Raw genomic sequence first — 18327 nt, 5'->3', positions numbered from 1 at the left:
CGTCCGGTGGCCAACCCCCACCGGTCCGTGAAAGAGAAGGAAGAACTGGCATGTCCCAGACCCTTGCTGCCGTCACCGGTTCCCTCAGCTCCGTGGGCTACGGCCTCGCGGCCATCGGCCCCGGCGTCGGCGTCGGCATCATCTTCGGTAACGGCACCCAGGCGCTCGCCCGTCAGCCCGAAGCTGCCGGTCTGATCCGCGCCAACCAGATCCTCGGCTTCGCCTTCTGTGAGGCGCTCGCCCTCATCGGTCTGGTCATGCCGTTCGTCTACAGCTGACGAACCCCACGACTAGTCCGAATCGACGAAAGGCACTGATGTGAACCTCCTGGTTCTCGCGGCCGAGGAGCCGGGTAACCCCCTCGTCCCGCCGATCCCCGAGCTCGTCATCGGTCTGCTCGCCTTCGTCATCGTCTTCGGTTTCCTCGCGAAGAAGCTTCTCCCGAACATCAACAAGGTTCTGGAAGAGCGCCGCGAGGCCATCGAAGGCGGTATCGAGAAGGCGGAATCCGCCCAGACCGAGGCCCAGAGCGTCCTGGAGCAGTACAAGGCCCAGCTCGCCGAAGCCCGGCACGAGGCCGCGCGCCTGCGCCAGGAAGCGCTGGAGCAGGGCACTGCGCTCAAGGAAGAACTGCGCGCAGAGGGCCAGCGGCAGCGTGAGGAGATCATCGCTGCCGGCCACGCCCAGATCGCGGCCGACCGTAAGGCCGCTTCCCAGGCGCTGCGTCAGGACGTGGGCAAGCTCGCCACCGACCTGGCCGGAAAGCTCGTCGGCGAGTCCCTTGAGGACCACGCCCGGCAGAGCCGCACGATCGACCGTTTCCTCAGCGAGCTCGAGGAGAAGGCCGAGGCGGCCCGATGAACGGAGCGAGCCGCGAGGCGCTGGCCTCCGCGCGTGAGCGTCTCGACGCGCTGACGGACAACACGTCCGTCGACGCGGCGAAGCTCGCCGGTGAGCTGGCTGCCGTCACCGCGCTGCTCGACCGTGAGGTCTCGCTGCGTCGGGTCCTCACCGACCCGGCGCAGTCCGGCGAGGCCAAGGCCGAGCTGGCCGGTCGGCTGCTCGGCGGTCAGGTCGGCGGGGAGACCCTCGACCTGGTGTCCGGCATGGTCCGGTCCCGCTGGTCGCAGTCCCGCGACCTGGTGGACTCGCTGGAGGAGCTGGCGGCCACCGCCGACCTCACGGCGGCCCAGCAGGGCGACGCGCTCGACAACGTCGAGGACGAGGTGTTCCGGTTCGGCCGGATCGTCTCCTCGAGCACCGAGCTGCGTTCCGCGCTGACCGACCGCGCGGCGACCGCCTCCGCCAAGAGCGAGCTGCTGCGCAGCCTGCTCGGCGGCAAGGTGAACGCCGTCACCGAGCGCCTGGTGATCCGTCTTGTCACGCACCCGCGTGGACGTAGCCTGGAAGCGGGACTCGAGTCCCTTTCCAAGCTCGCCGCCGAGCGCCGTGACCGCATGGTCGCCACCGTGACCAGCGCGGTTCCGCTCAGCGACGTGCAGAAGACGCGTCTCGGCGCGGTGCTGGCCAAGCTGTACGGCCGCCAGATGCACCTGAACCTCGACGTGGACCCCGAGGTCCTCGGCGGGATCTCGGTGCGAGTCGGCGACGAGGTCATCGACGGCACCATCGCGGACCGCCTCGCCGAGGCGTCGCGCCGCATGGCCGGCTGACCAGCCACCAAAAGAACAAAAGCATTCCTAGCGGCCCGGTTGGGCCGTGCAGAACTTGCAGAAGATTCCTGGGGGTCGCCCCCAGACCCCTAAGAAGCTTCAGGCCCAACAAGGAGAGCAGGGAACCCAGATGGCGGAGCTCACGATCCGGCCGGAGGAGATCCGGGACGCACTGGAGAACTTTGTCCAGTCGTACCAGCCGGACGCGGCCTCGCGCGAGGAGGTCGGAACGGTCAGCGTTGCCGGCGACGGCATCGCGAAGGTGGAGGGCCTGCCCTCCGCCATGGCGAACGAGCTGCTGAAGTTCGAGGACGGCACCCTCGGTCTCGCCCTCAACCTCGAGGAGCGCGAGATCGGTGCGGTCGTCCTCGGCGAGTTCAGCGGTATCGAGGAGGGCCAGCCGGTGCAGCGCACCGGTGAGGTGCTCTCCGTCGGCGTCGGCGAGGGTTACCTCGGCCGCGTCGTCGACCCGCTCGGCAACCCGATCGACGGTCTCGGCGAGATCGCGACCGAAGGCCGCCGCGCCCTCGAGCTGCAGGCCCCCGGCGTCATGGTCCGCAAGTCGGTCCACGAGCCGATGCAGACCGGCTACAAGGCCATCGACGCGATGGTCCCCGTCGGCCGCGGCCAGCGTCAGCTGATCATCGGCGACCGTCAGACGGGTAAGACCGCTCTGGCCGTCGACACGATCATCAACCAGCGCGACAACTGGCGCTCGGGCGACGTGAACAAGCAGGTTCGCTGCATCTACGTCGCCATCGGCCAGAAGGGCTCGACCATCGCGTCCGTTCGCGGCGCCCTGGAAGACGCCGGTGCGCTCGAGTACACGACGATCGTCGCCGCCCCGGCGTCCGACCCGGCCGGCTTCAAGTACCTGGCGCCGTACACCGGTTCCGCCATCGGCCAGCACTGGATGTACGCCGGCAAGCACGTCCTGATCATCTTCGACGACCTGTCGAAGCAGGCCGACGCCTACCGCGCCGTGTCGCTGCTGCTGCGCCGCCCGCCGGGCCGCGAGGCCTACCCGGGTGACGTCTTCTACCTGCACTCCCGTCTGCTGGAGCGCTGCGCGAAGCTGTCCGACGACATGGGTGCCGGTTCGATGACCGGTCTGCCGATCGTCGAGACCAAGGCGAACGACGTGTCGGCGTTCATCCCGACCAACGTCATCTCCATCACCGACGGCCAGTGCTTCCTGGAGTCCGACCTGTTCAACGCGGGCCAGCGCCCGGCGCTGAACGTCGGTATCTCGGTCTCCCGCGTCGGTGGCTCGGCCCAGCACAAGGCCATGAAGCAGGTTTCCGGCCGTCTGCGCCTGGACCTCGCCCAGTACCGTGAGCTGGAGGCGTTCGCCGCCTTCGGTTCCGACCTGGACGCCGCTTCGAAGGCTTCGCTGGAGCGCGGCAAGCGCCTGGTCGAGCTGCTGAAGCAGGGCCAGTACCAGCCGATGCCCGTCGAGGAGCAGGTCGTCTCCGTCTGGGCCGGTACCACCGGCAAGATGGACGACGTCCCGGTCGCCGACATCCGTCGCTTCGAGTCGGAGCTGCTGGAGCACCTGCGCCGCGAGCGCAAGGACCTCCTCACCTCCATCGCCGACGGCGGCAAGATGTCGGACGACACCCTGTCCTCCATCGCGGACGCCATCACCGGCTTCAAGCGGCAGTTCGAGACCTCGGACGGCAAGCTCCTGGGCGAGGACGCACCGGCCGTCAACGTCTCCAAGTGACGACGGAAGGGACCTGACTCATGGGAGCGCAGCTCCGGGTCTACAAGCGTCGCATCCGTGCCATCACGGCGACCAAGAAGATCACCAAGGCGATGGAGATGATCGCCGCCTCGCGCATCGTCAAGGCGCAGCGCAAGGTGGCGGCGTCGATGCCGTACGCGACCGAGCTCACCCGTGCGGTGACCGCGGTGGCGACCGGTTCGAACACCAAGCACGCCCTGACGACCGAGGTCGAGCAGCCGACCCGTGCCGCGATCCTGCTCATCACGAGCGACCGCGGTCTGGCCGGCGGCTACTCCTCGAACGCCATCAAGCAGGCGGAGCGGCTCACCGAGCGGCTGCGCGCTGAGGGCAAGGAGGTCGACACGTACATCGTCGGCCGCAAGGGTGTCGCCTACTTCGGGTTCCGCGAGCGCAAGGTCGCGGATTCGTGGACCGGCTTCACCGACAGCCCGGCCTACGCCGACGCCAAGCGCGTCGCCGGACCGCTCATCGAAGCCATCCAGCTGGACACGGCCGAGGGCGGCGTCGACGAGCTGCACGTCGTCTTCACGGAATTCGTGTCGATGATGACGCAGAACGCGGTCGACGGCCGGATGCTGCCGCTCAGCCTCGACAAGGCAGAGGAGGAGACCGGCGCGAAGGGCGAGATCCTTCCGCTGTTCGACTTCGAGCCGTCGGCGGAGGACGTCCTCGACGCCCTTCTGCCGCGCTACGTCGAGAGCCGTATCTACAACGCACTGCTGCAGTCGGCCGCTTCCGAGCACGCCGCCCGCCGCCGCGCGATGAAGTCGGCGACCGACAACGCCGGAGACCTCATCAAGAGCCTCTCCCGGCTTGCCAACGCGGCCCGCCAGGCCGAAATCACCCAGGAAATCAGCGAGATCGTCGGTGGCGCGAGCGCCATGGCTGACGCGACCGCGGGGAGTGACAAGTAATGACGACCACTGTTGAGACGGCCGCCGCCACGGGCCGCGTCGCCCGGGTCATCGGCCCGGTCGTCGACGTGGAGTTCCCCGTCGACGCCATGCCCGAGATCTACAACGCCCTCAAGGTCCAGGTCGCAGACCCGGCCCAGGACGGCGCGCTGAAGACCCTGACCCTCGAGGTCGCGCAGCACCTGGGTGACGGCATCGTCCGCACCATCTCGATGCAGCCGACCGACGGCCTGGTCCGCCAGGCCGCGGTGACCGACACGGGCGAGGGCATCACCGTCCCCGTCGGTGACTTCACCAAGGGCAAGGTGTTCAACACCCTCGGTGAGGTGCTGAACTACCCGGAGGAGAACGCCAACGTCACCGAGCGCTGGCCGATCCACCGCAAGGCGCCTCGCTTCGACGAGCTCGAGTCGAAGACCGAGATGTTCGAGACCGGCGTCAAGGTCATCGACCTTCTCACCCCGTACGTCAAGGGTGGAAAGATCGGTCTGTTCGGTGGTGCCGGTGTCGGCAAGACCGTTCTGATCCAGGAAATGATCTACCGCGTCGCCAACAACCACGACGGTGTGTCGGTGTTCGCGGGCGTCGGTGAGCGTACCCGTGAGGGCAACGACCTCATCGAGGAAATGGCCGACTCGGGCGTCATCGACAAGACGGCGCTTGTCTTCGGTCAGATGGACGAGCCCCCGGGCACCCGTCTGCGCGTCGCGCTTGCCGGTCTGACCATGGCGGAGTACTTCCGCGATGTGCAGAAGCAGGACGTGCTCTTCTTCATCGACAACATCTTCCGGTACACCCAGGCGGGTTCCGAGGTGTCGACCCTGCTCGGCCGTATGCCCTCCGCGGTGGGTTACCAGCCGAACCTGGCCGACGAGATGGGTCTCCTCCAGGAGCGCATCACCTCGACCCGTGGTCACTCGATCACCTCGATGCAGGCGATCTACGTCCCCGCGGACGACCTGACCGACCCGGCGCCGGCGACCACCTTCGCCCACCTCGACGCGACGACGGTTCTCTCCCGTCCGATCTCCGAGAAGGGCATCTACCCGGCCGTGGACCCGCTGGACTCGACGTCCCGCATCCTCGACCCGCGGTACATCGCGGCGGACCACTACGCCACGGCGATGCGCGTCAAGGGGATCCTGCAGAAGTACAAGGACCTCCAGGACATCATCGCGATCCTCGGTATCGACGAGCTGGGCGAGGAGGACAAGCTCGTTGTCCACCGTGCCCGTCGCGTCGAGCGCTTCCTGTCGCAGAACACCCACGTCGCCAAGCAGTTCACCGGCGTGGACGGTTCGGACGTTCCGCTCGAGGAGTCGATCACCGCGTTCAACGCCATCTGCGACGGTGACTACGACCACTTCCCCGAGCAGGCGTTCTTCCTGTGCGGTGGCATCGAGGACCTGAAGGCCAACGCCAAGGAGCTGGGCGTCTCCTGATCCGGCGCGCTCCGCGAGGGGCGCATCGGTTCGTTTCACGGAGAGGGGCGGGTATGTCCCGTCCCTCTCCCCACGCCCATTAGAATTTGACCCAACACCCGGCAGACCCGCCGGGTGGTGACCCGAGGAGCCACCTTGGCTGCTGAGCTGCACGTCGAGCTGGTCGCGGCGGACCGCAATGTCTGGTCCGGCGAGGCCACCCTTGTTGTCGCCCGCACCACGTCCGGCGACATCGGCGTCATGCCCGGTCACCAGCCGCTTCTCGGTGTGCTGGAATCGGGCCCGGTGACCATCCGCACCAGCGAGGGCAACACTGTCGTCGCCGCGGTGCACGGCGGTTTCATCTCGTTCGCGGACAACAAGCTGTCCCTGCTGGCCGAGATCGCCGAGCTCGCGGACGAGATTGACGTCCAGCGTGCGGAGCGGGCACTGGAGCGCGCGAAGGCGGAGGCCGACGCGGCCGCCGAGCGTCGCGCTGATGTCCGGCTGCGCGCCGTAACGGGCTGAATGCCCGTCGGAGTTTGATCGCTTGAGTCCCGGAGGGCGACCTCCGGGACGCAGCAGACCTCAGCCGCGGTCCGTGCTGGAATTTTCCAGACCGGGTCGCGGCTGAGGCGATGCAGGTCCGTTTTTTTCTCATGCGTATTCGATGAGCGAGGAGGTCGGTGAAGATGCTCCTCGCTCTGCTTGTGAGCGGCCTGGTCGTAGCCCTGGTGGTGATCGGGCTGTTCGTGTTCGGACTGCGCCGCAGACTCATCCAGCGGTCCGGCGGCACCTTCGACTGCAGCATGCGCTGGGGTGTGTCGGAGGAGCCCGACATCTCCGGCAAGGGCTGGGTGTACGGGGTCGCGCGCTACAGCGGTGACCGGATCGAGTGGTTCCGGGTGTTCTCGTACTCCCCGCGGCCGCGCCGGCTGCTGGAGCGTTCCTCCATCGAGGTCGTCGCCCGCCGCGCCCCGGAGGGCGAGGAGGAGCTGGCCCTGCTCTCCGACGCCGTCGTGCTGGGCTGTCTCCACCGGGGGACGCGCCTGGAGCTGGCGATGAGCGAGGACGCACTGACGGGCTTCCTGGCCTGGCTGGAGGCGGCGCCTCCCGGGCAACGGGTGAATGTGGCCTGACGGTTTTCGGGCATGAAGAAGCCGGGGAGACGGGGGCGGACCCGTCTTCCCGGCTTCGGTCCTTACTGCAGCCCGGTGTGGATCGCGTTCGCGAGCTCACCGTTCGTGGTGTCGCCGCTGAACTCCCAGAAGAAGGCTCCCTTGAGGCCCTGCTGCTTGGCCCAGGTCATCTTCCCGGCGATGGTGGCGGGGGTGTCGTAGCTCCACCAGTTGCTGCCGCACTTGGCGTAGGCCGTGCCGGCGACGGTGCCGGTGGCGGGGCAGCTGGTCCTGAGCACCTTGTAGTCCTCGATGCCCTGCTCGTACGTGCCCGGCGCGGGCCCGGTGGCGGTGCCGCCGGGGGCCGCCTGGGTGACGCCGGTCCAGCCGCGGCCGTAGAAGCCGATGCCGAGGTTCAGCTTGGCTCCTGCGACGCCCTTGGCCTTGAGCTTGGCGATCGCGTCGGCCGAGTTGAAGCCGGCCTGCGGGATGCCGGCGTACGAGGTGAGCGGGGAGTGCGGGGCCGTCGGGCCCTGCGCCGCCCAGGCGCCGAAGAAGTCGTACGTCATGACGTTGTAGAAGTCGACGTACTGCGCGGCGCCGCCGTAGTCGGCCGCGTCGATCTTGCCGCCGCTGGAGGCGTCGGCGGTGATGGCGGCGGTGACCAGGTTGTTCGCGCCGAACTTGGTCCGGGTCGCCTGCATCAGGTTCTTGAAGGCGGCCGCTCCGCTGGTGTCGCAGGACAGGCCGCAGGCGTTCGGGTACTCCCAGTCCAGGTCGATGCCGTCGAAGACGTCGGCCCAGCGCGGGTCCTCGACCAGGTTGTAGCAGGACTGGGCGAAGGCGGTCGGGTTGGCCGCGGCCTGCGGGAATCCGCCTGACCAGGTCCAGCCGCCGAAGGACCACAGGATCTTGATGTTCGGGTACGCCTTCTTCAGCTTGCGCAGCTGGTTGAAGTTGCCGCGCAGCGGCTGGTCCCAGGTGTCGGCGACGCCGTCGACGCTCTGGTCGGCGGTGTAGGCCTTGTCGTAGTCGGCGTAGGCGTCACCGATGGTGCACTGGCCGTTCTGGACGTTGCCGAAGGCGTAGTTGATGTGGGTGATCTTGCCCGCGGTGCCCGAGGTGACCAGGTTCTTCACGTGGTAGTTGCGTCCGTAGACGCCCCAGTTGGTGAAGTAGCCGAGCTTGACCTTGCCGCCCGGGTCCGGGGGGATGACCCCGCCGGTCGTGGTGACCGTGGCGGAGCCGGACGAGGGGCCCGTCTGGTCGATGGTGTCGCGGGCGGTGACGCTGTAGGTGTACGTCGTGCCCTTGGTCAGGCCGGAGTCCGCGTAGCCGGTCCCGGTGACGGTGGCGATCTTGGCGGAGCCCCGGTAGACGTCGTAGTTCTTGACGCCCTTGTCGTCGGTGGCCGGGGGCCAGGTCAAGGTCAGCGAGGTGTCGGCGACGTTGCTCGCGGTGGGGGTGCCGGGAGCGGTGGGGGGATTGTCGCCGGGCTGGGTGCCGCCGTCGCAGGAGGCGCCGTTGATCCTGCAGCCGCTCGGGGCACCGCCGCCGGCGCCGTTGAAGCCGAAGCTGGCGGTCGCGCCGGGGGCGAGCGTGCCGTTCCAGCCGAGGTTCTTGGCGGTCCAGTGGGTGCCCGAGCCGGTGACGGTGGCGTCCCAGGCCGAGGTGACCGAGGTACCCGCCGGATAGTCCCACTCCACGGTCCAGCTGCTGAGGGTGGTGGTGCCGGTGTTCTTCACCACCCACTTGCCCTCGAAGCCGGAGCCCCAGTCGGAGACCTTGGTGTACGTCGCCGTCGCGGAGGCGGCTGCCTGGGCCGGGCCGGCCAGTGCGACGAGTCCGGTGACGGGCAGGGCGAGCGCGGCCACGACGGCCGCGACTCGGCTGAAGAACCGGGTGCGCCTGGTGCGGGGTGGGGATGCTGTGCTCAAGGGTGATCCTCCGTAGGTCCGTCGCAGCCGTGGGGCCGACTGCGACATGGGGGTGGGACCTGCGCCGCCCGTGAGCACGCTTTGTCATGGCACGCTCACCACAGTGTTGCGGCGAGCGTAGAAAGGTCTGGACCAACCGTCAAGAGGTCCAGACCGGTGCGCGGCCGCGCGCCTATATCCCCAACTCCTGTGCCAGTACCGCGGCTTGGAGTCTGCTGCGCAGCTCCAGCTTGCCGAGCAGCCTGCTGACGTGCGTCTTGGCCGTCGCCTCCGCCATCTCCAGGCGCACGGCGATCTCCGCGTTCGACAGGCCCTCGCCCAGCGCGCTCAGCACCTCCCGCTCCCGCGGGGTGAGGGAGGCGACCGCCGCCGCCCGTTCCGGCGCCGGGGCCGGCCGCGCCGGACGGGGCGCCGCGAACTCGGCGATCAGCCGCCTGGTCACCGCCGGGGCGATCAGACCCTCCCCGCGCGCGACGGTCCGTACCGCCGCGATCAGCTCCGCCGCGTCCGCGTTCTTCAGCAGGAAGCCCGCGGCCCCCGCCCGCAGCGCCCCGAAGACGTACTCGTCGAGGTCGAAGGTGGTCAGCACCAGGACGTCGGCCAGGCCCTCCGACACCACCTGACGCGTCGCGGACACCCCGTCGAGGCGGGGCATCTGCACGTCCATGAGGACGAGATCCGGCCGCAGCTCCCGGGCCAGCCGCACCGCCTCCTCCCCGTCGCCCGCCTCGCCCACGACGTCGACGTCGCCCGCGCTGCGCAGGATGAGCACCAGTCCCGCCCGGACCGCGCCCTGATCCTCCGCCACCACCACCCGGATGGTCATGCCTCCACCGCCTTCTCCTCCGCGGGCAGTGTCGCCCGTACCTGCCACACCGCACCCGACCGGCCCGCAGTGAACTTTCCGCCCAGCAGTTCCGTCCGCTCCCGCATGCCGATCAGACCCGCCCCGGAGCCGGGGGCGCGGGGGCCGGGCCGGTCCCCGTAGGGGGAGTCCACCGCCACGGTCAGCAGTCCGTCGGCGCGCGCCACCCGGACCGTGACCGTGCCCGGGGCGGCGTGTTTGAGGGCATTGGTCAGCGACTCCTGGACGATCCGGTACGCGGCCAGCTCCACCGGCGCCGCCGCCGGCTCCCCGGACGGCCGGGCGTCGTGGAGTACGAAGGTCAGCCCGCTCGCCGAGCCATTGGTCCGGGCCTGCCCGATCAGGGCGTCGAGGCTGTCCAGCGAGGGCACGGCGACCGGCTCCCGGTCGCCCCCGGCATCCCGCAGCAGCCCGATCAGACGGCGCATTTCGGCCAGCCCCTGCACGCTGTTCTCGCGGATCACCCCGAGCGCGTCGCGGCTGGTGGCGGCGGTGTCGATGGAGAGCGCGGCGGTGGAGTGGATGGCGATGGCGGAGAGGTGGTTGGCCACCATGTCGTGGAGCTCCCGGGCCATCCGGGCGCGCTCGGCGGCCACGGCCTGGCTGCGGTCCATCTCGGCCAGCAGCGCGGTCTGCTCCGCGCGCAGCCGGGCCGCCTCGGCGGCCTCGCGGTGGTTGCGCAGGGTGGCGCCGGTCAGCGCCGGGGCGAAGCTCACGATGCCGGTGATCGCACCGATCAGCAGCGCCTGCGGGGTGCGCAGCCAGGCCAGCGAGGCGATGGTGACCACCACGGTGATCAGGCCGGTGGTGACCGGGAGCCGCCGGGCCATGGCCGGTTTTCCGTACACGACGGCGGCGTACATCAGATCGGTGAAGATCACGACGGTGGCGAGGCTGCCCACCGTGAACTGGTCGGCGATCACCCCGACGGTGCCGACGAACAGGGTCAGCTGCGGCAGGGTCCGGCGCAGCAGCTCCATCGAGCCGAGGACCACGAGCGGGACCAGGGCCGCCCAGGCCGGCAGGAGGTCCCGGCCGGGGCTGCTGTAGACCCCGAGCGACCAGAAGGCCACGCCCGCGAGCACGCTGACCACCGCGAGGAGGACGTCGTCACGGTGGGGGCGCAGGCTCTTCTCGGTCACGTTCCCATCCAACAGGGTGCGCGGGCCCCGCACCTCGGCGGAGAGGCCGAGCCGCGGCTACATCGAACGATGCAGCCCGACATGGTCAATGGCGACGACGTATCGGGCCCGGCCGGACGGGAGCCTGGAAGGGAACGGAGAACCCGAGCGGACGGAGAGTCCCATGATCGTCGCGCTGATCATCGCCTGCGAGGTCGGCTTCTGGGTACTGCTGGCGGCCGGCCTGGCCCTGCGGTACCTCGCGAAGATGCCCAGGCTGGGGGCGGCGGTCCTGCTGTGCGAGCCCCTGATGGAGCTGGTGCTGCTGGTGGTCACCACGCTCGACCTGAAGAACGGCGCCGAGCCGGACTGGAAGCACGGTCTGGCCGCGCTCTACATCGGCTACACCGTCGCCTACGGCCACTACACGATCAAGTGGCTCGACGGGCACGCCGCGTACCGGCTGGCCGGGGGACCCAAGCCGGCGGGCGCCGGCTACGGGAAGGCGCGGGCCCGGCACGAGTGGAAGCTGTGGGTCCGTACCGTGATCGCCGCGGCCGTCGCCCTGGCCCTGCTGCAGGTGGCGATCTGGTACGTCGGCGACGCGGGCGACGTCAGCTCGCTCCAGGGCTGGCAGTTCGGCGCCCTGCGCGCCGTCGGGATCCACGCACTGGTCGCCGTGGCGTACACGATCTGGCCGTCGAAGGCCCCGTCGAAGGCCCCGGCGGACACCGCCGAGGACCCGTCCTCCCTGGCCCGAACGGAGCGTTAGCGCTCGCCGCCCGGCACCCACAGAACGTCCCCGACCTCCTTGTTGGCCACCCGGGCCAGGATGAACAGGAGGTCGGAGAGGCGGTTCAGGTAGGTGGCGGTCAGCGGGTTCATCACCTCGCCGTGCACCTCGAGCGCCGCCCACGTCGACCGCTCGGCCCGCCGGACCACCGTGCAGGCCTGGTGGAGCAGGGCCGCGCCCGGGGTGCCGCCGGGGAGGATGAAGCTGCGCAGCTTCTCGACCTGCTCCAGGAAGTGGTCGCAGTCCGCCTCCAGCTTGTCCACGTAGAACTGCTCCACGCGCAGCGGCGGGTACTCCGGGTTCTCGACCACCGGGGTGCACAGGTCGGCGCCGACGTCGAACAGGTCGTTCTGCACGCGGACCAGGACCTTGACCACGTCCGCCGGCAGCCCGCCGAGCGCGATCGCCGTCCCGATGGCCGCGTTGGCCTCGTTGGCGTCGGCGTACGCGGAGATCCGCAGGTCGGTCTTGGCGGTGCGGCTCATGTCGCCCAGGGCGGTCGTGCCCTTGTCGCCGGTACGGGTGTAGATGCGCGTGAGGTTCACCATGCGGCCAGGGTAGACGGGCCCGCCGGGGAAATTCCGGGCGCGGTCGCCGCTGTCCGCGTACGGTCCGGTGGGGCCCCGGTGGCCCCGGGACGGGGGAGCCGCACGGTGGCCGACGTGTACTACATCTGGCGGCTGGCCGAGGCCGCCCAGCAGATCGACGTCCTGGCGGGCTTCCTCGCCACCCGGCACGCGCAGAGCCCGGAGCTCGGCCGGGAGACGGCCGAGTGGGCCGGGGCAGGGCGCGCGGCCGTGGCCGCCGGGCGCCTGGGCGAGGCCCTCGACCGCGTCGACGACCTGCGCGATCGCACCGCCCGCTGGGCAGGGCACCCGCACCATCCGGACGAACCGGGCGCCGCCGAGTACGACGCGAGGGTCCGGGACTACGCGAAGGACATGCTGCGCGCCGGGCTCGGGCCGGCCGAGGCGAAGCTCGCCGCGACCGGCGAGATCCTCCGGAAGCTCGGCTCCCTGCAACGGGAGATCTGCGCGCGGCCGGAGGCGGACGCGCAGGCCCGGGCCGACGCGCACTACCTTGCGGGCCGCGGCGCCATGGCCGTCGAACTCGGCCGCCCGGGCGCCGCGCGCAAGGAGCTGAGGCGGCTGCGCGCACTGGCCGAGCGGTACGCCGGGACCGACCCCACGTGAACTGGACGGCCGGGCAGGGCTGCTGGGCCGTACCGGTGTGATGTCCGTCATCTGAGACGTGACGCGTGTTACTTCGCGGTCACACCGCACCGCCCGGGCGCTAGTCTCCGCCGGAGTGACTACGTGACTGTGCCGTAGGGAAACGAGGGGTGTGTAGTGGCTGGGAAGCTCGCCGTCATCGGTGCCGGACTCATGGGTTCCGGCATCGCGCAGGTCTCCGCTCAGGCGGGTTGGGACGTCGTACTCCGCGATGTCACCGATGCCGCGCTGACGCGTGGCACGGACGGAATCAAGGCCTCCTACGACAAGTTCGTCTCCAAGGGCAAGCTGACGGCCGAGGACGCCGAGGCGGCGCTCGCGCGCATCACCACCACCACGGACCTCGACGCGGCCTCCGACGTCGACATCGTGGTGGAGGCCGCATTCGAGAAGATCGAGATCAAGCACGAGATCTTCCGCGCCCTGGACAAGATCGTCCGTGAGGACACGATCCTCGCCTCCAACACCTCCGCCATCCCGATCACGAAGATCGCGGCCGTGACGGAGCGTCCGGAGCGGGTCGTCGGCGCGCACTTCTTCTCGCCCGTCCCGATGATGCAGCTGTGCGAGCTCGTGCGCGGCTACAAGACGAGCGACGAAACCCTCGCCACCACCCGGGCGTTCGCCGAGTCCGTCGGCAAGACCTGCATCGTCGTCAACCGCGACGTCGCCGGCTTCGTGACGACCCGTCTGATCTCCGCGCTGGTCGTCGAGGCCGCAAAGCTGTACGAGTCGGGCGTGGCCTCCGCCGAGGACATCGACATCGCCTGCAAGCTCGGCTTCGGGCACGCCATGGGGCCGCTGGCCACCGCCGACCTCACGGGCGTCGACATCCTGCTGCACGCCACCAGCAACATCTACACCGAGTCCCAGGACGAGAAGTTCGCCCCGCCGGAGCTGATGCGGCGGATGGTGGACGCCGGGGACATCGGCCGCAAGAGCGGCCAGGGCTTCTACAAGCACTGAGGCCTGGCCCCGCCACCGAGCACCACCGTTCGAATACCTTCACCCGCCAGGGTGAATTAGGTATCGGTTCGCTCACGGTCGGCAACTTCCTCGCTCGCACGGCAGTCAGTTGCAGTGAGAGTTGCCGATCAGGGACCAGTCGGACCAAACGTACGCAGTACCGCCGGGAGTACACATGCACATCAGGGGCGACCACGCCGAACTCGCTGTCGGGGGCCGCCTCGACGTGCGCAGCGCGGCGGACGCCCGTACGGCCCTCCACACCGCCCTCGACGACGGCCAGGGCGATCTCGTGCTCGACCTCACCGGGCTCGACTCCTGGGACGCGACCGGCCTCGGCGTGATCATGGGTGCGCACCGCCGGGCCGGCCGGACCGGCCGGCGCCTGGTCCTGCGCGGCGTGCCGCCGCAGATGCAGCGGCTCCTCGTGGCGACCCGGCTGCACCGGATCCTCGCGATCGAGGGCGGCCTGGAAGCGGAGTCCCTGCCCCGCGTCTGACCGGCAGGCCGCTGACCTTTGCATTTCCTGCGGAAACGTAACGGTCCGGTGGTGATCGCACCCCTGCGGTTTCCCGCACGACCGGCCACGGTCTAGGGTTCGGGCGGAAACCGGACCAGGAGCGACAGCGCGTGCGCGAAGGCCGGGCGGTACGACGGCGAGGCGCGCGGCCCGCGATCGGGGGACTGGGTCATGGACCGTACACAGGGGCAGAACGAGCAGCATGAGCAGCCCACGGGCGGCTCCGCGCCCGCGGTGTCCAAGGCACCCGCGCCGGGAGCTCCGGCCGCCGGCCCCGCCCGGGTGGTGACCCTGACCACGGGCGACTTCACCCTCACCGTCAACCCGGTCGACGGCAGCGAGATCGAACCGCTGCGCCCCGGCACCGAGCCGGTCCGCCCCGCCCGCCGCGACGCGGCCGCCCGCGCGGCCCGCAACGCCGCCGCACGGCCGCCCGTACTGCCGGGCCCCGCCGTCCCCGCCCGCCCCCTGCCGGCGCGCGAGGAGGAGCGGGAGCGACTCGTCCGCCTGCTGGGCCGGGGCCGCTCCGTACGGCTGACCGGGCCCGCGGGATCCGGCCGCAGCGCGCTGCTCGACGCGGTCGCCGACCGGTGCGCGGACCTCGCGCCCGACGGCGTCGTACGGCTCTCCGGGTACGGGCACCAGCAGCCCGGGGAACTGCTCCACGCGCTCTACGCGACCGTGTACGAGGCCGAACAGGCCCGGCCCGGGCGGATCGAGCTCCTGGCCCGCGTACGGGAGATAGGCGCCGTCGTCCTCCTGGACGACCTGGAGATGGGCGGGCCCGCCCTCGACGAGCTGCTGCGCGCCACCCCCGAATGCGCCTACCTGCTGGCCGCGACCCCCGACACCCGGGCCCCCTCGGACCACTCGCACGTCGAGGAGGTCTTCCTCGGCGGACTGGGCAGGGCCGACTGCCTGGAACTGCTGGAGTCCGGTGTCGGACGGCCGCTGACCGAAGAGGAGATCGCCTGGGCGGGCGACCTGCGCTTCGCCTCCGAGGGGCTGCCGCTGCGCTTCGTCCAGGCGGCCGCGCTGCTGCGGCAGCGGGACGAAATCAACCACAGCGACGAGGACGACGAGGAGGAGGAGCCCGGCGTCTTCGAGGGGCGCCCGCGCGACGCCGTGCAGGTACCGCTGCCCACCCTCGCCGAAGGCGCGGCCCCGGCCGAGCTGCTCGCCTCACGGGTCAGCGAGTCGGCGCGCGCGGCCCTGCGCATCGCGTGCGCGCTCGGCGGGGAGCTGCCGCACCACGCGCACCTGCCCGCGCTGGTGGGGGACACCCACGCCGACACGGCCGTGGCGGAGCTGCTCGCCTGCGGGCTGCTGTCCCCCGTCGGGACGCGGTACCGGCTGGCCGCTGGCGTCGCCCGCCAGCTGGAGGAGGTCGGGTACGGGGACACCGCGTCGGAGGAGGCCCGTACGGCCGCCCGGCACTACGCCTGGTGGACCGGGCACGCCTCGGTGGTCCCGGAGCGGGTCGCGGCGGAGGCGGACGCGGTGCTCGCGGCGCTGGCCGGTGCGGACGTGGTCGCGGCGGTGCTGCTGGCGCGCACGGCGGCTCCGGCGTTCGCGGCCTCGCTGCACTGGGAGGCCTGGGAGCGGGTACTGCGCTCGGGGGCCGAGGCCGCACGCAAGGCCGGAGAGGTCGCCGAACAGGCCTACTTCCACCACGAGCTCGGTGTGCTGGCCCTGTGCGAGGAGCGCCTGGACCGGGCGCGGGCCGAGCTGGAGACCTCGATCGGGCTGCGGGGCGCGCTGGCGGACAAGCGGGGCACGGTCGCGGGACGGCGGGCGCTGGCCCTCGTCGTCGACCGGGAGACCGCGGGTGCGGCCGTGTCGCCGCCGCTCCGGCTGGAGGCACCGGCGGCCCCGGCAGCCGCCCCGGAGGCCGTGACGGTGGCCACCCCGGCCGCTCCGGCGGCCCCTGCGCCCAAGGCGGCCCCTGTGGCCTCCGAGGCACCCACGACCAAGGTGGCCCCCGTGACTCCCGGGGCTTCGGGGGCAACGGGGGCCCGTGTGGCCCCCGTGGCCCCGGTCTCCGCCGAGGCGGTGACCCGGATGACTCCGGTCGTCCCGGTGACCGCCCGCTCGGAGTCGCCCACGACGCTGTCCGAGGTCTTCGAGGACGCCTTCCCGATGGCCCCGAAGCCCGCTCCGGCCCCTGCCCTGCGGCCCGCCGCCGCGCCGGCCCCGGCCCCCGGCCGTCGCCGGCTGGTGCTGCTGGCCGGTGCGGGCGCGCTGACGGTGGTGGCACTGGGCACGGTCGTGAGCCTGGCGCTCAGTTCCTCGGACACCTCGCCGCCGGCCCAGGGGCCGTCGGTGTCCCGGACCCCGGCGGTCACGGCGTCCTCGACGGATCCGGTCGTCAGCCGGAACGATCCTGCGCCGGAGCCGCCCGTATCGACGCCGCCGGCGCAGTCCGCGGCGCCCGGCCAGAGCGTCGCCCCGACCCCGGGCCGCACCCCCGCCCGTACCCCGTCGCGCCGTCCGGCCGCGACGCCGCCGAGCTCCCCGCCCGCGACGTCCGCTTCGCCGGCGCCGACCACGGCCGGGCCCTCGCCCTCCCCGTCGGAGACCGTCGTACCGTCGCCGACGGCCACCACCCAGACGGGTACGGCCACGGCGACCTCTCCGGCCACGGGCCGGTGAACGACAACGGCTCCGTCCCTCGGGACGGAGCCGTTGCTCGAGAAGTGCCGGAGAACCGGAAGAGGATCAGAACAGGCGGAGCTTGTCGTCCTCGATACCGCGCAGCGCGTCGTAGTCCAGAACCACGCAGTCCATCCCGCGGTCCGTCGCCAGGACCTTCGCCTGCGGCTTGATCTCCTGGGCCGCGAACACGCCGCGCACCGGGGCCAGGTGAGGGTCGCGGTTGAGGAGTTCGAGATAGCGGGTCAGCTGCTCGACACCGTCGATCTCGCCGCGCCGCTTGATCTCCACGGCCACCGTCGCGCCCTTGGCGTCCCGGCACAGGATGTCCACGGGGCCGATCGCCGTCATGTACTCGCGCCGGATCAGCGTGTAGCCCTCGCCCAGCGTTTCGATGCGGTCCGCGAGGAGTTCCTGGAGGTGTGCCTCGACGCCGTCCTTGATGAGGCCCGGGTCGGTGCCCAGCTCGTGGGAGGAGTCGTGAAGGACTTCCTCCATGGTGATGATGAGCTTCTCGCCCGCCTTGTTGATGACCGTCCACACGTTGGCCTCGTCACCGCTCCCCTCCTTGAGGGTGCACGGCGGCGACATCCAGTTGAGCGGTTTGTACGCTCGGTCGTCCGCGTGGATCGAGACACTGCCGTCGGCCTTCACGAGGATCAGACGGGGTGCCGAGGGCAGATGGGCGGTGAGCCGGCCCGCGTAGTCGACGGAGCAGCGGGCAATGACGAGACGCATGGTCGGCAACGCTACTCGACGAGAAGGCCTTCACGCGATTCGCCCCTGAAAGCCCCCTTCGCCGATGGCGCGTTGTATGCGCATTCTCCTGGTGCGTCACCCATGGGACGCCTACCGTGGTGAGCGGGAGGTTGTCGAGCGTGCACTCTGCGTCGCGATCTCCTTCCCTGCCCGTAAGACTCCGGCAACCCAAACAGCCGGGGTCGCGAGAGGAGAACCCATGTCGCTCGACGTCTCACCGGCCCTACTCGAACAGGCCGAGCGAGGCGAGGTCGACGAAGCCGCTTTCGTCGACTGCGTCCGGACCTCCCTGCCCTACGCCTGGGAGATGATCAGCTCACTGGTGGCCCAGCTGAAGGTGGACGGCGGACAGTTCGCCGACAACCAGACGCCGCCGCCGGACGAGCAGGCTCGGGGGCAGCTGCTGCGCGCCCTCGCGAGTGACGCGATACGCGGTGCGCTGCAGCGGCACTTCGGAGTACGCCTGGCGTTCCAGAACTGTCACCGGCTGGCGGTGTTCCCGCTGGATCCCTCGGTGGACGACCGGCTGGCCAAGTTCACTTCGATCCGCGGCCAGCTGCTCAACCAGTCGCCGGAGCTGCGGGACTGCTAGGCCGTCTCCTTCGG

19 protein-coding genes are annotated in these 18327 nt (G+C 70.7%); 14 read left to right on the top strand and 5 right to left on the bottom strand.

What is annotated here, in order from left to right; translation table 11 throughout:
* The first annotated feature begins 50 nt into the window (after positions 1–50).
* From atpE to OG373_RS13600, 8 genes are all read left to right on the top strand, one after another.
* Complete coding sequence (atpE, locus tag OG373_RS13635) at positions 51–278, top strand: ATP synthase F0 subunit C (RefSeq protein ID WP_030386954.1); 228 nt, start codon at positions 51–53, stop codon at positions 276–278.
* Positions 279–318: 40 nt separating this feature from the next.
* Positions 319–861 (top strand): F0F1 ATP synthase subunit B, encoded by a 543-nt coding sequence (locus OG373_RS13630; RefSeq protein ID WP_053705305.1) that lies wholly within the window; start codon positions 319–321, stop codon positions 859–861.
* Complete coding sequence (locus OG373_RS13625) at positions 858–1673, top strand: F0F1 ATP synthase subunit delta (RefSeq protein WP_327416468.1); 816 nt, start codon at positions 858–860, stop codon at positions 1671–1673. The genes OG373_RS13630 and OG373_RS13625 overlap by 4 nt, the downstream gene beginning before the upstream one ends.
* 130 nt (positions 1674–1803) lie before the next feature.
* A complete protein-coding gene (atpA, locus tag OG373_RS13620; protein WP_327264468.1) occupies positions 1804–3399 on the top strand; it encodes a F0F1 ATP synthase subunit alpha in 1596 nt (531 codons plus the stop codon).
* 20 nt (positions 3400–3419) lie between these two features.
* Entirely contained in the window at positions 3420–4337 is a 918-nt protein-coding gene (locus tag OG373_RS13615) for a F0F1 ATP synthase subunit gamma (RefSeq protein ID WP_215148870.1), read from the top strand.
* The gene (gene atpD, locus OG373_RS13610) at positions 4337–5779 is read left to right on the top strand and encodes a F0F1 ATP synthase subunit beta (protein WP_397729057.1); all 1443 of its coding nucleotides are present in this window, start codon (positions 4337–4339) and stop codon (positions 5777–5779) included. The genes OG373_RS13615 and atpD overlap by 1 nt, the downstream gene beginning before the upstream one ends.
* A 135-nt stretch (positions 5780–5914) precedes the next feature.
* Complete coding sequence (locus tag OG373_RS13605; RefSeq protein ID WP_150259378.1) at positions 5915–6286, top strand: F0F1 ATP synthase subunit epsilon; 372 nt, start codon at positions 5915–5917, stop codon at positions 6284–6286.
* A gap of 164 nt (positions 6287–6450) precedes the next feature.
* Positions 6451–6897, top strand: coding sequence for a DUF2550 domain-containing protein (locus OG373_RS13600; RefSeq protein ID WP_397729056.1), 447 nt, complete (start codon positions 6451–6453; stop codon positions 6895–6897).
* A gap of 62 nt (positions 6898–6959) precedes the next feature.
* Here the strand turns inward: OG373_RS13600 and OG373_RS13595 are convergent, their stop codons facing one another.
* The 3 genes from OG373_RS13595 to OG373_RS13585 all read right to left on the bottom strand — a co-directional run bounded on the left by OG373_RS13595 (position 6960) and on the right by OG373_RS13585 (position 10820).
* On the bottom strand, positions 6960–8861 hold the full coding sequence (locus OG373_RS13595) for a glycosyl hydrolase family 18 protein (protein ID WP_405438449.1): 1902 nt from the start codon (positions 8859–8861) through the stop codon (positions 6960–6962).
* Positions 8862–8985: 124 nt separating this feature from the next.
* The gene (locus tag OG373_RS13590; RefSeq protein ID WP_405438448.1) at positions 8986–9639 is read right to left on the bottom strand and encodes a response regulator; all 654 of its coding nucleotides are present in this window, start codon (positions 9637–9639) and stop codon (positions 8986–8988) included.
* A complete protein-coding gene (locus OG373_RS13585) occupies positions 9636–10820 on the bottom strand; it encodes a sensor histidine kinase (protein ID WP_405438446.1) in 1185 nt (394 codons plus the stop codon). The genes OG373_RS13590 and OG373_RS13585 overlap by 4 nt, the downstream gene beginning before the upstream one ends.
* A 163-nt stretch (positions 10821–10983) precedes the next feature.
* Here OG373_RS13585 and OG373_RS13580 point away from each other — a divergent pair, with 163 nt between their 5' ends.
* Complete coding sequence (locus tag OG373_RS13580) at positions 10984–11571, top strand: hypothetical protein (protein ID WP_405438444.1); 588 nt, start codon at positions 10984–10986, stop codon at positions 11569–11571.
* Here OG373_RS13580 and OG373_RS13575 read toward each other — a convergent pair.
* Complete coding sequence (locus tag OG373_RS13575) at positions 11568–12140, bottom strand: cob(I)yrinic acid a,c-diamide adenosyltransferase (protein WP_052873719.1); 573 nt, start codon at positions 12138–12140, stop codon at positions 11568–11570. The two genes, OG373_RS13580 and OG373_RS13575, sit on opposite strands and share 4 nt — an antisense overlap.
* A 105-nt stretch (positions 12141–12245) precedes the next feature.
* Here OG373_RS13575 and OG373_RS13570 point away from each other — a divergent pair, with 105 nt between their 5' ends.
* The 4 genes from OG373_RS13570 (at position 12246) to OG373_RS13555 (ending at position 16962) form a co-directional block, all read left to right on the top strand.
* Positions 12246–12785, top strand: coding sequence for a hypothetical protein (locus tag OG373_RS13570; protein WP_405438442.1), 540 nt, complete (start codon positions 12246–12248; stop codon positions 12783–12785).
* A 156-nt stretch (positions 12786–12941) separates the two neighbouring features.
* Positions 12942–13790, top strand: a complete 849-nt coding sequence (locus OG373_RS13565) for a 3-hydroxyacyl-CoA dehydrogenase family protein (protein WP_030386931.1) — start codon at positions 12942–12944, stop codon at positions 13788–13790.
* Positions 13791–13965: 175 nt separating this feature from the next.
* The gene (locus OG373_RS13560) at positions 13966–14289 is read left to right on the top strand and encodes an STAS domain-containing protein (RefSeq protein WP_030386930.1); all 324 of its coding nucleotides are present in this window, start codon (positions 13966–13968) and stop codon (positions 14287–14289) included.
* A 192-nt stretch (positions 14290–14481) separates the two neighbouring features.
* On the top strand, positions 14482–16962 hold the full coding sequence (locus OG373_RS13555) for an ATP-binding protein (RefSeq protein WP_405438441.1): 2481 nt from the start codon (positions 14482–14484) through the stop codon (positions 16960–16962).
* Positions 16963–17028: 66 nt separating this feature from the next.
* Here the strand turns inward: OG373_RS13555 and nucS are convergent, their stop codons facing one another.
* A complete protein-coding gene (gene nucS, locus OG373_RS13550; RefSeq protein WP_398664993.1) occupies positions 17029–17700 on the bottom strand; it encodes an endonuclease NucS in 672 nt (223 codons plus the stop codon).
* A gap of 220 nt (positions 17701–17920) precedes the next feature.
* On the opposite strand from nucS, the gene OG373_RS13545 reads away from it, so the two are divergent.
* Positions 17921–18313 carry an SCO5389 family protein gene (locus OG373_RS13545; protein WP_030386927.1) on the top strand — a complete coding sequence of 131 codons (393 nt, stop codon included), beginning with the start codon at positions 17921–17923 and terminating at the stop codon, positions 18311–18313.
* The last annotated feature ends 14 nt before the right edge of the window (positions 18314–18327 follow it).

It is taken from the genome of Streptomyces avidinii, assembly GCF_045161815.1.
Classification (GTDB): domain Bacteria; phylum Actinomycetota; class Actinomycetes; order Streptomycetales; family Streptomycetaceae; genus Streptomyces; species Streptomyces avidinii.
The sequence above is the reverse complement of the archived record's forward strand: the minus strand, read 5'-3'. Positions and strand labels throughout refer to the sequence as shown.